Annotated in this window: 16 protein-coding genes; 4 read left to right on the top strand and 12 right to left on the bottom strand. The window is 59.9% G+C overall.

Annotated elements, in window-relative coordinates:
- Positions 1-40: 40 nt before the first annotated feature.
- The 7 genes from QSV77_RS01340 to QSV77_RS01310 form a co-directional block, all read right to left on the bottom strand.
- On the bottom strand, positions 41-592 hold the full coding sequence (locus tag QSV77_RS01340) for a LemA family protein (RefSeq protein ID WP_269698614.1): 552 nt from the start codon (positions 590-592) through the stop codon (positions 41-43).
- 78 nt (positions 593-670) lie between these two features.
- Positions 671-1633 carry a glycine--tRNA ligase subunit alpha gene (locus QSV77_RS01335; protein WP_035218800.1) on the bottom strand — a complete coding sequence of 321 codons (963 nt, stop codon included), beginning with the start codon at positions 1631-1633 and terminating at the stop codon, positions 671-673.
- Between the two features lie 113 nt (positions 1634-1746).
- Entirely contained in the window at positions 1747-2727 is a 981-nt protein-coding gene (locus QSV77_RS01330; RefSeq protein ID WP_302732296.1) for an acyltransferase, read from the bottom strand.
- 208 nt (positions 2728-2935) lie between these two features.
- Entirely contained in the window at positions 2936-3130 is a 195-nt protein-coding gene (locus QSV77_RS01325; RefSeq protein ID WP_046800646.1) for an NfeD family protein, read from the bottom strand.
- 20 nt (positions 3131-3150) lie between these two features.
- Entirely contained in the window at positions 3151-4017 is an 867-nt protein-coding gene (locus QSV77_RS01320) for a S49 family peptidase (protein ID WP_302732295.1), read from the bottom strand.
- Between the two features lie 89 nt (positions 4018-4106).
- Positions 4107-4907, bottom strand: coding sequence for a tRNA1(Val) (adenine(37)-N6)-methyltransferase (locus QSV77_RS01315; RefSeq protein WP_302732294.1), 801 nt, complete (start codon positions 4905-4907; stop codon positions 4107-4109).
- 6 nt (positions 4908-4913) lie between these two features.
- A complete protein-coding gene (locus tag QSV77_RS01310) occupies positions 4914-5144 on the bottom strand; it encodes a DUF2007 domain-containing protein (RefSeq protein ID WP_142841218.1) in 231 nt (76 codons plus the stop codon).
- A gap of 111 nt (positions 5145-5255) precedes the next feature.
- Between QSV77_RS01310 and QSV77_RS01305 the strand changes: the two genes are divergently transcribed.
- The 4 genes from QSV77_RS01305 (at position 5256) to moaB (ending at position 9757) form a co-directional block, all read left to right on the top strand.
- The gene (locus QSV77_RS01305; protein ID WP_302732293.1) at positions 5256-6272 is read left to right on the top strand and encodes a polyprenyl synthetase family protein; all 1017 of its coding nucleotides are present in this window, start codon (positions 5256-5258) and stop codon (positions 6270-6272) included.
- A 142-nt stretch (positions 6273-6414) separates the two neighbouring features.
- A complete protein-coding gene (locus QSV77_RS01300; protein ID WP_161991323.1) occupies positions 6415-8310 on the top strand; it encodes a tetratricopeptide repeat protein in 1896 nt (631 codons plus the stop codon).
- A 6-nt stretch (positions 8311-8316) separates the two neighbouring features.
- A complete protein-coding gene (locus QSV77_RS01295; protein WP_302732292.1) occupies positions 8317-9201 on the top strand; it encodes a 4-(cytidine 5'-diphospho)-2-C-methyl-D-erythritol kinase in 885 nt (294 codons plus the stop codon).
- A 10-nt stretch (positions 9202-9211) separates the two neighbouring features.
- Positions 9212-9757, top strand: coding sequence for a molybdenum cofactor biosynthesis protein B (gene moaB / locus QSV77_RS01290; RefSeq protein WP_142841212.1), 546 nt, complete (start codon positions 9212-9214; stop codon positions 9755-9757).
- A 262-nt stretch (positions 9758-10019) separates the two neighbouring features.
- On the opposite strand, the gene QSV77_RS01285 is transcribed toward moaB, so the two are convergent.
- The 5 genes from QSV77_RS01285 to QSV77_RS01265 all read right to left on the bottom strand — a co-directional run bounded on the left by QSV77_RS01285 (position 10020) and on the right by QSV77_RS01265 (position 15502).
- Complete coding sequence (locus QSV77_RS01285; protein WP_302732291.1) at positions 10020-10895, bottom strand: dienelactone hydrolase family protein; 876 nt, start codon at positions 10893-10895, stop codon at positions 10020-10022.
- A gap of 121 nt (positions 10896-11016) precedes the next feature.
- The gene (adhP, locus tag QSV77_RS01280) at positions 11017-12045 is read right to left on the bottom strand and encodes an alcohol dehydrogenase AdhP (protein ID WP_110755438.1); all 1029 of its coding nucleotides are present in this window, start codon (positions 12043-12045) and stop codon (positions 11017-11019) included.
- A gap of 149 nt (positions 12046-12194) precedes the next feature.
- On the bottom strand, positions 12195-12596 hold the full coding sequence (locus QSV77_RS01275; RefSeq protein ID WP_161991334.1) for an MAPEG family protein: 402 nt from the start codon (positions 12594-12596) through the stop codon (positions 12195-12197).
- A gap of 114 nt (positions 12597-12710) precedes the next feature.
- The gene (guaB, locus tag QSV77_RS01270) at positions 12711-14216 is read right to left on the bottom strand and encodes an IMP dehydrogenase (RefSeq protein WP_142841206.1); all 1506 of its coding nucleotides are present in this window, start codon (positions 14214-14216) and stop codon (positions 12711-12713) included.
- 284 nt (positions 14217-14500) lie between these two features.
- Complete coding sequence (locus QSV77_RS01265; RefSeq protein WP_302732290.1) at positions 14501-15502, bottom strand: MBL fold metallo-hydrolase; 1002 nt, start codon at positions 15500-15502, stop codon at positions 14501-14503.
- Positions 15503-15685: the final 183 nt, after the last annotated feature.

Here is a 15685-nt window from a genome sequence, read left to right as displayed (position 1 = left end):
TTGAGCGGGAGGTTTTTAAACCGTCAGAGGAACGGCGTCCTCAGAATTTCACCGTCGGCACGGCGCGGTCGGCTGGATTGTCGATCTCGAAATAAGGTGCCTTGGAAAACCCGAACTGGCCGGCGACCAGATTGGACGGGAAGCTCTCCACCTTGACGTTGAGATCGCGCGCCGCACCATTGTAATAACGGCGCGACATCTGGAGCTCGCCTTCGATGGTTTCAAGCGAGCGCTGCAATTCCAGAAAATTCGTATTGGCCTTGAGGTCGGGATAGGCTTCGGCGAGTGCAAAGAGTTTACCGAGCGCCTGCGACAGCAGCCCTTCCGCCTGTGCACGACCCTCGACATCGCCCGCCGGCACGGCCTGCGCGCGGTTGCGCATGGCGATCACCTCCTCGAAGGTGGTTTTTTCATGCGCGGCATAACCTTTTACGGTCTCGATGAGGTTGGGAATGAGATCGGCGCGGCGTTTCAGCTGCACGTCGATGCCCGACCACGCCTCTTCCTTCATCTGCCGCGCCTTGACGAGGCCGTTATAGATGAAGACGACATAAAGCGCGATTGCCGCGATGATTGCCAGCGTGATGAACATTCCCGACCCCTCCTCAAGAGGCGCGGACGCCATGAGCGGCGTCCGCACGTTAGACTGTTGTCCGCCTTAGATAGATCGTCAGGCGGCCCTGTTCCAGTTCAGCCCGCCCGCATCCGTCAGCAGGAAGGCTTCGCCACAAGCTTTCGCCAGCGTGCGTACGCGCAGAATATAGCTCTGGCGTTCGGTAACCGAGATCACGCCACGCGCATCTAGAAGGTTGAAGACGTGGCTTGCCTTGATGCACTGGTCATAGGCCGGGAAAACGCATTTGTGCAGGCGCTGGTTGTCGTTGTCACCGGGCGCACCGGCGGCGAGAAGCGCCTGGCATTCCTTTTCGGCGTCGATGAAATGGCGATGCAGCATGGCCGTATCGGCAAATTCGAAGTTGTGGCGGGAATATTCCTGCTCGGCCTGCAGGAAGACGTCGCCATAAGAAATCTTCTCTTCGCCCTCGCGGCCGTTGAAATTCAGGTCGTAGACATTGTCGACGCCCTGAACATACATGGCCAGACGCTCCAGACCGTAGGTCAGTTCGCCGGCGACCGGCGAGCATTCAATGCCGCAAACCTGCTGGAAGTAAGTGAACTGCGACACTTCCATGCCGTCGCACCAGCATTCCCAGCCAAGACCCCAGGCGCCGAGCGTCGGGCTTTCCCAGTCGTCCTCAACGAAGCGCACATCGTGCAGCAAGGGATCGAGGCCGATCGCCTTCAGCGAACCGAGATAGAGTTCCTGCAGGTTCGAAGGGTTGGGCTTCAGAATGACCTGATACTGGTAATAATGCTGCAAACGGTTGGGGTTTTCACCGTAACGGCCGTCGGAAGGACGACGTGATGGCTGCACATAAGCGGCCTTCCACGGCTTCGGGCCGAGTGCGCGCAGCGTCGTTGCCGGATGAAACGTACCCGCGCCCACTTCCATATCGTAAGGCTGCAACACCGCGCAGCCCTTGTCGGCCCAGTAATTATGCAGCGTCAGGATCAGCGCCTGAAAGGAACGCTTCGGGTTCATATGGTCTGGAATATCGGTCATTGCAGTCATCGCGGCGTTAGGAGGACAAGTAAGCACTGACTTACTTCGGATGCGGACTGGTGCCACGGCATGGCCTGAGGGTCAAGGTTTTATGCGAAACGGCGACCCGCAGCAGTGGGGGATCAGCCCGCCGCCGCCGCCCGTGAACTTGCGATGCCGCGATCTGCGAACTTTCTGAAAAGCCTGATGACCGGCTTTTCAAACAGAATATGCGCCGCAATAGACACAGCCAGCGCAACAACAACGATCACGATGCTCGCCGCAAAACCCGGTGCTATGACCTTCAGGACGATCGAAATAACCAGCCCGTGCAGGAGATAAAGCGCATAGGAGGCGTCGCCGACAATTTCGAAAGGCTTCAGCCACGCTTCAGGCCAGCCACCGGCTCTTTCGATCCAGACACAACCCGCGACGAGCAGGAAGGCAGGCAAGCCCCAGCTCACGATACGCAAAAGTCCAAATTGCTCACCGATACCCGCCGCGAAAGCAAACCCGACTAAAGACAGGGCGAGAGCAGCGATGCCACTGCGCATGCTCGCAAAGGCAATCCGAGACAGGATAAGCCCCGCGAGGAATTCCAGCAGCAGGGGCGATGCCCAAATCTGCATGAATGGCGATTGCCAGTCCGCCAGCTGCCCCACGGCCACCATTGCCGACAGGATGACGACGGTTACGGCGATCGGCGCGCGCAATGCAAGACCCAGCGCGAATACAAGATAGAAGAATATCTCCATATTCAGCGTCCAGCCCACCAGCACCAGCGGCGTCACCTGGCCCGCAGCGTTGACATAGGGGACGAAGAGCAGTGATTTCCAGAGATGTTCCATCGTGAAAGTGAAGGTGGAAAACACCCCGGCCAGTGCGCCAAGGCACATGACGAATGTGATGGCCCAGTAAAGTGGCACGATACGGAAGAGACGATGGCGCAGGAACTTGCCGGGTGGCGACTTGTCAGCGACCAGCCCCATGACAAATCCGGATATGACGAAGAAAACATCCACTCCGGCTGCGCCGATCGTGAAAGGCGTGCCGGCAATGTGGAAAAACATGACTGCCAGCGCTGCGACTGCTCGCAAAAACTGAATGGAATGAACTTTCTGCAAAAAATACCCCGTCCAGCAAGCTCGTGCGCGGCTTCAGCCAGCTTTGGGCGAAGCGCTGCAGATCGATCTCAAATATCGGGGACCAGTAGTTGCATAAATCCGGCAAAAATACTTGCAGAAATTGGGGTATATCTGAACAAGCTGCTTTTTGGGTTAACTTGTGACTTAAGCCCCGATGCCGGCGAAACGCCTCGCTTCGCGCCCGCGGTTACGCATCATCCTCGCGCTTGACGCGATATTCGCCCGTCTCGGGGTCCTTGATCAGCGTGCCGATGGCGCCGGTCTCGCGTTCCTTTTCGCGCTGTTTCGATTTTGCGGACAGCTTTTGCGCGTCGCGCACAAAGCGGCGGTAAAGGATGATGGATCCCACCACCAGAAGGATGATTGTAATCAGCTGCGCCATAAGGCCCTATTCCCGCGATATCAAAGACCGAAACGCGACCACAATGCCTTTTCTTCGGCAACCTCCGCAAGTCCCGAGACTGCGCCTGCCGCGAGCCTTTCGCCATTCAGGCCGAGTGCCGCATTCACGCCCGGCACCTTTTTGCCGAACAGGGTGCGCCCGCCGCTGATGAGCTGAAGCTTGATCTTTTCGCCGTAACGGCGGCGCAACACCTCACGCATGTCGCCCAGCCCGTCGATCAGGCCGATATCGAGGCCACGCATGCCGGTCCAGAACAGGCCGGAGAAGATCGTCTCATCGTCGATCAGTTTCGCGCCGCGGCGCATCTTCACCATATCGATGAAAACATTGTGGATTTCGACCTGAAGCGACTTCAGGTAGTCGATATCTCCTTCCTTTTCCGGCTGGAAGGGATCGAGGATGACCTTGTTTTCGCCGGCCGTGTAGACGCGACGCTCCACGCCGATCTTCCGCAGCATTTCCGGAAAACCAAAACCGCCGGAGACGACGCCGATCGAGCCGACGATGGAGGTGGGGTCGGCAATGATCTCATCACCGGCAAGCGCGATCATGTAGCCACCGGAGGCCGCCACATCCTCCACGAAGATCAGGACTTTCTTGTCGTTTTCCTCGGCCAGCTGGCGGATGCGATTATAGATCATCCGCGCCTGCACCGGCGAGCCGCCGGGAGAGTTGAGTGAAATGGCGACGGCCGGCGCGTCCTTGATGGCGAAGGCCTTTTCAAGCAGTGGCGCATAGGAGGCTAGATTAAGTGCGGGACGAAACTGGCTGCCGCCCGCCATGATCGCGCCATGCATGCGCACGACAGGGATGACGAGTTCTTTTTTGCGAAAGCGTTTCGGTATCAGATACTTCAAAAAACCCACAACTCAATCCTCGCAGCATTTGCCTGTTCGTCAGGCATGTATGTATCGCCCGGGAAAACACAATGGTGCGGCCGGCGGAACGACGATATTTATAAGCCGGCTCTGATTGCCTTTACATTACGGCGATAGGCGATGCGGCCATTGTTCAGGTCGTCCACGAAGGGGGTAAAGGCGTGGCTGTCGGCCTCGTGCATGATGAGCGGCGAGCGGAATGACAGCCTCGCCCGCGAGCCTTTGATGGCCGTAACCAGCATGCGCACCGCGTCCTCGCCAGGACGTGGATGGATGAGGGTAATCTCCATGCCGCCGAAGCGGCTGCCGCAGGCGGCAATGATGTCCGCCACCGATTGCGGCCGTGCAATCAGCGACAGCTGCCCGCCCGAAACCATGATCGCCCCTGCGGTTCTGATCCAGTCCTCGAACAGGCCCTCCGTCATGGCATGGGCTTCGGCCTTCAGAGCATCCGGCGTGCGACGGTCACCCGCATCATTATAGGGCGGGTTCATGATGACGTGGTGAAAATAGTCATCGGGCAATCCTGCCTCGACGCGCGCTTTCGCCCGCAGGGTCACGTCGGCCTCGCGCACGCTTACCCGAGCGGAAAAAGCAGCGTTTTCCGGTAGCAACAGGCTGCGGCGGGCAAAATCCGCCATTTCCGGCGAGCGTTCGTAAAGCGTTACCTCGGCCGTCTCCAGCCGGGCGGCAACCGCAAAACCCGCCGCACCTGCACCCGCACCGAGATCGGCTATCCGGCAGGGGCGGTCATCCGCCACCAGCGAAGCCAGAAGCATGGCGTCCATGCCGGCGCGGTGCCCCCTGCCCTTCGGCTGAAGGATGTGAAACCGGCCCCGGTGAAAGGCGTCAATCGTTTCGGAAATATCGTCGCCCACGTCGCCTTAAGCCTCTTCGCCCCGTAACTCGTCCCCCAGCCCGGCATCGATGAGGATGCGTCGGCCCTCATCGGCACGATCCTCTTCCACAAGGAACCTTCGGGGCAAAAGACCGAGCGAACCTTCCAGAATGCTCATCGCCTGATCGGCAACAAGGCAGTGGATGCCGGCGTCCTTCATCAGGCTTTCAGCGAAGGAGAGCAGCACGGCATCGTTGGTACGGATCAGTTCACGCATGGATAAGCCCTAAATTCCCATCTTTTTGAATGGCTAGCGGCAATTCGCCCCTTGCCGCGCAAGGCGCCAGTTTTTATTGTCGAATTCAAATTCGAACAGGAGTCCTGTCCCTTGGGCGTCGTCATACCGCTTGAAGAAAGCAAAAACAAACTCGCATCCGTCAAGCCGCTTGTCGACCTGACCCGCCCCGACATGGAACGGGTGAACCAGCTTATCCTCTCCAAGGCGGGTTCCGATGTCCAGATGATACCCGAGGTGGCCAACCATCTGATCTCGTCCGGCGGCAAGCGCCTGCGGCCGATGCTGACGCTCGCTTCGGCCTCGATGTTCGGTTACGAGGGCGACCACCACATCAAGCTCGCCACCAGCGTGGAATTCATGCACACGGCGACGCTTTTGCATGACGATGTGGTGGATGAAAGCGATCTGCGCCGCGGCAAATCCACCGCCCGCACCATCTGGGGCAACCAGGCAAGCGTTCTCGTCGGCGACTTCCTGCTCGGCCAGGCCTTCCGCATGATGGTGGATGTCGGCTCGCTCGATGCCCTTGATGTGCTGTCCACGGCCGCTTCGGTCATCGCCGAGGGCGAGGTGCTGCAGCTTTCGGTCGCCAAGAACATGGAAACCACCGAAGACGATTATCTGCAGGTGATTCGCGCCAAGACGGCGGCCCTGTTTGCGGCTGCGGCGGAAGTCGGCCCGATTGTCGCCAAGACCGACAAGGCAACCCGCAGCGCGCTCAAATCCTACGGCATGAATCTCGGCCTCGCCTTCCAGCTCGTCGATGACGTCCTCGATTATGGCGGCAAGTCCGCCGATCTCGGCAAGAATACCGGCGACGATTTCCGCGAAGGCAAGATTACGCTGCCGGTCGTCCTTTCCTATCGTCGCGGCACGCAGGACGAGCGCGCCTTCTGGCGAAACGCCATCGAAAAGGGCGAAAGCAGCGATGAAAACCTCGAAAAGGCGCTGGGCCTGATCACCAAATATAATGGTCTTGGCGACACGATCGGACGCGCCACACATTACGGCACCATTGCCCGCGATGCGCTGGCGCCGCTGCCACAGAGCCCGTGGAAAAATGCGCTTCTGGAAGTGATCGACTTCTGCATCGAGCGTCTGAACTGAGGCTAAAGGCCCACGCAAACGGCGGATGGACAGGACCGTCCGCCCGATGTTTCGGGTCGGATTTTTCGCAAGGCGCGATTGTGGCCGGGCCATAATTTCTTGCGGGGTTGCTTCAAAAAAGCCATTCTATCGTGACCAAACAATGGAAACTGATTTTTCCGTGCATTCGCACAAAGGCAAAGGTTCCCTCATGCGGCGTAAACCAGCACTCCGTCTTCTCTGCAGCGCGGCTCTTGCCGCTGCTCTCGCAATCGGCGCGGGCGCAAGCCCCGGCCTTGCGGAGACAAAGGCGAAAACGGAAGAGAAGGCCGTTACGTTCGATCCGGCCAAGGTGAACACCTTCTCCGGCGCTTTCCTTGCCGGGCGCAATGCCGATGTCGATCAGGACTATCCCACCGCGATTTCGCTCTACAAGAAGGCCCTGGAATTCGATCCGGCCAATTCGGAAATCCGCCAGCGGCTGATGATCGCCGAACTTCTGAGCGGCAACTTCGAGGCTGGCGCCAAGATCGCCGATTCGATGAAGGACGATACGTCCGTCGAGCGGGTGACGACCATCGTGCGTGGCCTTGACGCCATCAAGGACAAGGAATTCACCAAGGCCGAGAAAATCCTGAAATATACCGGCCCGAACGATCTTGACCGCATGGTCAACACGCTTTTGACCGCATGGGCGCGTGCCGGTTCCGGCAAGCCGAAGGAAGCTTTGGCGCTTGTCAACAACATGAAGGGCCCGGGCTGGATTTCGATCTTCCAGAAATACAATGCGGCGGCCATCGCCCTTGTCAGCGGCAATATCGATGCGGCCCGGAAAAGCCTCAACGAAGCGGTGACCGATCGCGAAGGCGGCGCAACGGCGTCCGATACCTATATGCGCGCGGTGATGGCGCTGGCACGCCTCGAGGCTTCCGCCGGCAACAGGCAGAAGGCGCTGGACGCGATTGCGGTCGGCGACACTTTCGCGCCGAATTACGCGCCGCTGAAAGCGCTTCGCGAAGCAATCGAAAAGGGTGAGAAGCCGGAACAGCAGATCACCAATGCGGTGGAAGGCGCCGCCAGCGTCATGTTCTCGATTGCCGGGGCATTGAACCGTGAAGGCGCCGAGGAAATCGTCACGCTTTATCTGCAGACGTCACGCGCGCTCGATCAGAAAAGCCCCGATACGCTTATTCTTCTCGGCGGGCTTGCTGAAGCCATGAAGCAGCCTGAACGCGCCATCGTGTTTTACCGCGATGTGCCGAAGGATTCGCCGATGTATCGCATCTCCGAGCTGCAGCTCGGACTAACGCTGGCGCAGACCGGCAAGGTGGATGAGGCGCGCCAGCACCTCAAATCCCTGCTCGAATCCGACCCGAAGGACGTTCGCTCCTACCTCGCTTATGGCAGCGTGCTTTCGGACGCCAAGGACTACAAGGCCATGGCCGAAAACTACGACAAGGCCATCGAGGTGATCGGCGCCGTGCCGCAGAAATCCGACTGGTCGGTGTTCTTCCAGCGCGGTATCGCCTATGAGCGCCTGAAGGAATGGGACAAGGCCGAACCGAATTTCAAGCGGGCGCTGGAGTTGAACCCGGAACAGCCGCAGGTGCTGAACTATCTCGGTTATTCCTGGGTGGATAAGGGCATCAATCTCGACGAAGGCATGAAGATGATCAGCCGCGCCGTCGAGCTTCGCCCGAATGACGGTTATATCGTCGATTCGCTTGGCTGGGCGCATTATCGTCTCGGCGCTTTTGATGACGCGGTGACCGAACTGGAGCGGGCAATCGAACTCAAGGCCGGCGATCCGACCATCAACGACCATCTTGGCGACGCCTATTGGCGCGTGGGCCGCAAGATCGAAGCGGTCTACCAGTGGAACCGTGCGTTGATCGGCGACAGCGATGACGTGGACAAGGCCAAGGTGAAGGAAAAGATCGCCAACGGCCTGCCGCCTCTCGAAAAGGATGCCGAAAATACCGCCAAGAAGGACGTCGCGCCGCAACCACCGGCTCCTCCGGCACCGGCTCCTGTGCCTGCCCCGGACAAGAAATCCTGATGCCGCATGCGTGTGCATGAGGTTTCCGGGGCGGCCGAGACCATCGAGGCGGCCCCGGCAAAAATCAATCTGGCACTGCATGTGACCGGCCAGCGGGCGGATGGTTATCATCTGCTCGAAACGCTGGTGACATTTACCCAGGCCGGCGACACCATTCTCATTCGTGACGCCGATACCGACACCCTCTCGATCTCCGGCCCTTTTGGCGATCTCCTGCGCACGGACGATCGCGGCGACAATCTCGTCACCCGCGCCCGGGACAGGCTGCGTGATGCGCTTGCGGCCACGGGTCAGCCAGGCCGTCCGGTTGCCATTCACCTCGAGAAGAACCTTCCGGTCGCCTCCGGCATCGGCGGCGGTTCGGCGGATGCGGCGGCGACGTTGCGGGCGTTGTTGCGACACTGGCAGGTTACGATTGAGCCGGAAAGGCTGGCATCGCTCGCGCTCACACTCGGCGCGGATGTTCCCATGTGCCTTGAAAGCCAGCCCCTCATCGCACGCGGCATTGGCGAGGAGATCGAACCGGTCTCCGATCTGCCCTGCCTGTTTCTGGTTCTCGCCAATCCGCTGAAAGCCGTCGCGACACCGGATATATTCCGACGCCTGCAAAACAAAACCAATCCCCGCCTGCCGGCACATGCGACAATTGGCTGGGTGGATTTTCTGGCGCAAAGCCGCAACGATCTGCAACCGCCCGCGCAGACATTGCTGCCGGAGATCGGCGAGATCATCGGCATGCTGTCACAGGAAGGTGCCGCGCTTGTCCGCATGTCCGGTTCGGGTGCGACCTGCTTTGGGATTTTCCATTCCTTCGATGCCGCCCGCAAGGCGGAAACATCGCTTAGGAAGAAACGCCCCGGCTGGTATTTTCAGGCGACTCGAACCATTTGAGGATTAGGTCATGGCAGGCGAAAGACCCTTCATTCCCCTTGGCATTGCGGTTTTGACCGTGTCGGATAGCCGCACGCTGGAAAATGACAAATCCGGCGACACGCTCGTTGCAAGGCTTGAGGAAGCGGGACACCGCCTCGCCGCCCGCGCCATCGTGCCGGATGACCGGCAAGCCATTTTCAACACGGTGCGGGACTGGACGCTTGCCACCGGCGTAGACGTGGTGATCACCACCGGCGGCACCGGCTTTACCGGCCGCGACGTGACGCCCGAGGCGCTGGAACCGCTGTTCGAAAAGCGCATGGACGGTTTTTCCGCGCTTTTCCATCGCATTTCCTATGACAAGATCGGCACCGCCACCATCCAGTCACGCGCGACCGGCGGCGTGGCGAACGCCACCTTTATTTTCGTGCTGCCCGGCTCGCCGGGTGCCTGCAAGGATGCCTGGGACGGCATTCTGAAAGCCCAGCTCGATTATCGCCACCTGCCCTGCAATTTCGTGGAAATCATGCCGAGGCTGGATGAACATTTGAAGCGTGGGGGTGGTGGGGTTTAGAGCATCCCCTGAGATTGGACCAAAGGTGCGTGGGGCTTCACTCCCCCTCTGCCCTGCCGGGCATCTCCCCCTCAAGGGGGGAGATCGACTCGCGGCTAGGTCTAGACAATCTCAACGTTGAGAGTGAAGTGGCGGTAGCCCCTCCTGCCGATCTCCCCCCTTGAGGGGGAGATGCCCGGCAGGGCAGAGGGGGGTAAAGCCCCACGCGCCCTTGACGATGACCAACATCCTGCGCCTTCAAACCGGCGCCGCCAAAAACCAATCACGCCAGATATTTCTTGAAAAATTCCACCGTCCGCCCCCAGGCGAGGTCAGCCGCCGCCTTATCATATCGCGCCGAGGACGTATCGTTGTTGAAGGCATGGTTGACGCCGTCATAGACGAAAATCTCAAAGGTCTTGCCGTTTTCCTCCAGTGCCTTCTTATAGGCATCGATGCCGGCATTGATACGTTCATCGAGACCCGCATATTGCAAAAGCAAGGGCGCCTTGATGGCTGGCACGTCGGCCGCCGGGGCCTGCTGGCCGTAATAGGCGACGCCGGCATTGAGGCCGGCCGATTTGGTGGCGAGACGGTTGACCAGCCCGCCGCCCCAGCAGAAGCCGACCGCGCCGACCTTGCCGTTGGCCCCCTGCCTTGCCGCAAGCCAGACCCGGCCCGCTTCGGCATTGGCGACGGTCGCGTCCATATCCAGGCCGCTGAACATCTGCCGCGCCTTCTCCTCATCCGAGGGCGTGCCGCCCTGCGGCGAGAGGAAATCGACGGCCAGCGCCCGGAAACCGGCAAGCGCTACACGCCTTGCTACATCGCGGATATGGTCGTTGAGGCCCCGGTTCTCGTGGATGACGATGACGGAGCCGATCGGCCCCGATACCGATTTCGGCGTGACGAGATAACCCTTCATCTCACCACCGGGAGCGGGATAGGTCACGTCCTCCGCGACGATCCCCGCATCGTCAGGCGCGACGATGGCGGCGTGGGCGCTGTTGGCTGAAAGGAGCGGTGCTATGGCCGCCGCAGCCGCGCCCGAGCCGGCGAGCAAGGTGAGCTTTTCCATGAATTTGCGGCGGTCGAGGCTGAGATGGGTGTATTCATCGTAAGCGTCGATCATGGCCTGCGTAATCTTGGGCTTGTCCATCGCCTGTCCTCCTTGAACGCGGATGTGACGGGCAGGATAACGCAGATCGTCCTGCGGGGAACGCAGCGGGCGGCGGCGGCGCCACACTTTTGCGTGAGCGCCGCAGGCCCTGTCATTTGCCTCAGGCGGCGAGGTCCACGACGATACGGCCGTCGATCTTGCCCTCTTCCATGCGATGGAAGATATCGTTGATATTTTCCAGCTTGTCCCAGGAGAAGTGGGCGGCCACCTTGCCTTCACCGGCGAAGGTCAGCGCCTCCTCCAGATCCTGGCGTGTGCCGACGATGGAGCCACGCACCGTGATGCGCTTCAGCACCGTGTCAAACACCGGAATGGAGATGAAGCCCGGCGGCAGGCCGACAAGCGCCATGGTGCCCTTGGAGCGCAGGAAGCCATAAGCCTGCTCCATGGCCTTCGGCGAAACCGCCGTCACCAGCGCGCCATGGACACCACCGGTTGCCTTCTGCACCTGCTCCACCGCGTCAGGCGCACGGCCGTTGACGGTGACATCGGCTCCGAGTTTTTTCGCAAGCGCCAGCTTGTCATCGAAAATATCAGCGGCAACGACATGCATGCCCATTGCCTTGGCATATTGCACGGCCATGTGACCAAGGCCGCCAATGCCTGAAATGACCACCCATTCACCGGGCCTGACTTCGGTTTCCTTCAGACCCTTATAGACAGTGACGCCGGCGCAAAGCACGGGTGCGGCCGGGCCAAAATCGAGATTATCCGGCAGGCGGCCGACAAATTTCGGATCGGCAAGGCCATATTCGGCAAAGCTGCCATTGACGGAATAACCGGAATTCTTCTGGCTCGGGCACAAGGTTTCCCAGCCGGTGCGGCAGGGGATGCAGCAGCCGCAGGCGGTGTAGAGCCAGGGCGTGCCAGCGCGGTCACCTTCCTTGATGCCGGTGACGCCAGCGCCGATTTTTGCGACATAACCGGCACCCTCATGGCCGGGAATGAAGGGCGGGTTGGGTTTGACCGGCCAATCACCCGTTGCGGCGTGCAGATCGGTGTGGCAAACGCCCGTCGCCTTGTAGTTGATGAGAATCTCACCGGGGCCGGGATCCGGTATCGCCACTTCCTCGATGGTCAGCGGTTTCCCAAACGCGCGGACGACGGCTGCCTTCATTGTTTTTGCCATGACATACTCCTCAATCTCTGCTCGCCTGAAATCCTCGACGGCGGGCAGAGATTAGCGGGGATGGGGCGTCATGGAATTGACCCATCGCAAATCGGCTTATTTTGGAGGCGTCGACTGTCTCACTTATGGAGCAACCTGACGATGCTGTTTCACTCCAGAGCCAACCAGATGGCGAGCCAGCCCCACAGGCAGACCACAAGCGCAAAGCCGATGCCGAACAATGCGCCGCGCTGACGCAGGCGGTTGCTGGTGACATGAACATAGGAATGGGCGTAACGCGAAAGCACGAACAGCCAGGCCAGCACGATGGTGACGATATTGTCCGCATCGGTGATGTAAAGCAGCAGGCAGGCGATGTGGAACAGGACAGGCAGTTCGAACTGGTTGGCGATGTTGCGGTTCACCAGATAGCTCTCGCGCGCCTCTTCGCCCCGGTCGCGCAGCTTGATCGCCGATTCGCGATCCTTGAAGGTGTATTTGTTGCGCCGAACGATCAGCAGTCCGTAGAGCCAGAAAACGAGAAAGACATGGGCGATCATCGGCCAGAACATTGCGGTCGTTGGTGACATGCTTTCTCTCCCAATCGTGAAAACGCTCCCCGATCCGGCTGGAATCGGGGAGCGCCAAATACTCAGTCTATCTTTTTACGGATTCGGTTCGAAAGATCAAACCGCGCCGGGATAGTTCGGGCTTTCGCGGGTGATCGTCACGTCATGGGCGTGGCTTTCACGTAAGCCGGCGCTGGAGATACGCACGAAGGTGGCGCGCTCCTGGAATTCCTTGATGTTGCTGCCGCCGACATAACCCATGGCGGCCTTCAGGCCACCGGCCAGCTGGTGCAGAACGCCGGAGACCGGCCCCTTGTAGGGCACCTGACCTTCGATGCCTTCAGGCACGAGCTTCAGCGTATCGCGCACTTCCGCCTGGAAATAACGGTCAGCCGAACCGCGGGCCATGGCGCCAACGGAGCCCATGCCGCGATAGGCCTTGAAGGAACGGCCCTGATAGAGGAACACTTCGCCCGGGCTTTCATCCGTGCCGGCGAGCAGCGAGCCGATCATGACGGCGGACGCGCCGGCGGCGATGGCCTTGGCCAGATCGCCCGAGAACTTGATGCCGCCATCGGCGATGACGGGAATATCAGCGGCATTGGCCGCTTCAACCGAAGCCATGACGGCCGCCAGCTGCGGCACGCCGACACCGGCGACGATGCGCGTCGTGCAGATAGAACCGGGGCCGATACCGACCTTGACGGCGTCCGCGCCGGCATCGATCAGCGCCTTGGTGCCATCGGCGGTCGCGACATTACCGGCGATGATGCGAACCGAGTTCGACATCTTCTTGACCTGCGAGACGGCATCCAGCACGCGCTGCGAATGGCCATGTGCTGTGTCAACGACCAGAAGGTCGACACCGGCATCGATGAGGCGCTCGGCGCGCTCGATGGCATCGGCACCAACGCTGATGGCGGCGGCGGCGCGAAGGCGGCCCTGCGCATCCTTGGTGGCGTTGGGGTTCAGCTGCGACTTCTCGATATCCTTGACGGTGATGAGGCCGACGCAATTGCCCTTGGGGTCTACAACCAGCAGCTTTTCGATGCGGTGCTTGTGCAGGAGCCGGCGCGCTTCCTGCTGGTCGACGCTGCTTTCCTTGACCGTGACCAGATTTTCGCGGGTCATCAGCTCATAGATTTTCTGCTGCGGATCAGAGGCAAACCGCACGTCGCGGTTGGTCAGAATGCCGACGAGGCGGCCGTTCTTGTGGCCGCCGGCACCGCCGTTTTCAACCACCGGAATGCCGGAAATGCCGTGCGCCTTCATCAAGGCCTGTGCTTCGGCAAGCGTCGCATCCGGGCCGATCGTGACCGGGTTGACGACCATGCCGCTTTCGAACTTCTTCACCTGCCGGACTTCTTCGGCCTGTTCAATGGGGGTCAGGTTGCGATGGATGACGCCGATGCCGCCGGCCTGCGCCATGGCGATGGCGAGACGGCCTTCGGTGACCGTATCCATGGCGGAAGACAGGATCGGCAGGTTGAGATCGATATCACGGGCGATGCGGGTGGCGATATTCGTCTGCCCCGGCATGACTTCGGAATGCCCGGGCTGCAGCAACACATCGTCAAATGTGAGAGCGTCCAAACCAGTGGGTGTTTGAATGATGCGTGCCATGACCAAATTCCTTCATACTGAAAATGCGTGGCCGTTCCGGAACGAAAAGTTCACCCCGGCGCCCTGCAAGGATTGCTTGGAAGTTGGCGAGGGCTGGTAACACGTTCATGACAGGAAGGGAATAGAAAAAACCCGGAATGGACTTCCGGGCTTTCTCTGTTGCTGCATTGCAGCAGATATTAAAGCGCGTCTTGTGGATCCCTGCTCCACAAGACGCGATTTAACTGCTTGTTTTTATGCATGTCGTTATCGCAAAACCGCTTAACACTTTTGCGCGACATGCATTAGATGTCGAACTGGTAGGATTTCGGCACGAAACGATAACCCGTATCCAGCTTTTCCGCATAACCGACGGACGGGAAAGGCATGTGATAGCCGAGGAAAGGCAACCGGTCAGTGGCGATCATGTCATAGACCTTCTTGCGGGTTGCGGCGGCCGCTGCCTTGTCCATGTCGAACTTCACCTCCCAGTCCGGCCTTTGCAGCGACAGGACGAAGTGGTTGGCGGTATCGGCCGTCAGGATCAGCGGCCTGCCTTCCGATTCGATACGGAAGATCATGTGCCCCGGCGAATGGCCGAAGGCCGCAATGCCGGTGATGCCGGACACCACATTGTCGCCGTCACCGATGAAGGTTGTTTTTTCCGCCAGCGGCTTGACGTTGGCGATAACGCCCTTGTGCCCACCCTCGGCAGGTGTTCCGACCCGCTTCTCATCCGTCCAGAAATCATATTCCGCCTGGCCGACCACGTAACGCGCCTTTGAAAAGGCCGGTGCGCCCTTTTCCATCAGCCCGCCGATGTGGTCGCCATGCATGTGGGTCAGCACCACCACGGTCACATCTTCAGGCGTGTAACCGGCCGCCGCCATGCCTTCGATCAGGCGGCCATTGCCGGCGCCACGGCCGGCCTCGCCGAAGCCGGTGTCGAACAACACAAGGTCTGAGCCGGTATTGACGAGAACCGGCGAGAAGGAATTGACGAATTGTTCCTTCGGCAGAAAATTGTCTTCCAGCAATTTGCCGACCGTCTCCGCCGACTGGTCGGTGCCGAAGGTCTCTCCCGGATTGGGTGCGGCGCGCGCGCCGTCCTTCACGACGAGCACCTCGAAATTGCCGAGCTTGAAGCGGTTGGTTTCCGGCGGCATGGCGTGTTTTATCTCCATGGAGGTCTGTGGCTGGTTGGTCTGGGCCGTTGCGGTGCGCGCCATCAACAGCGGCGCGCCGAGGACGGTTGCGCCGGCCGCACCGATGAGGCCGCGTCTGCTCATGCTCAAGGATTGGGTCATCATCTTGTCTCCGATTTCGCCAACTGGCCGTTATCACCAACTGAACTCACCCAACGGACAATAGAGCGAGAAAGTTTCAAGAAAACCGGCCTCACGCAGGTTTGATCGGAGCGTTAGAAATAGACAATTAACATGTTGGCAAGCGGCCCCATCAGGCGTAGGAGGAACAAGCGACACCTTTGT

The organism is Agrobacterium sp. V1 (genome assembly GCF_030518355.1).
Classification (GTDB): Bacteria; Pseudomonadota; Alphaproteobacteria; order Rhizobiales; family Rhizobiaceae; genus Agrobacterium; species Agrobacterium cucumeris.
Note: the sequence above shows the minus strand (reverse complement) of the source record. Positions and strands in the feature narration are given on the sequence as shown.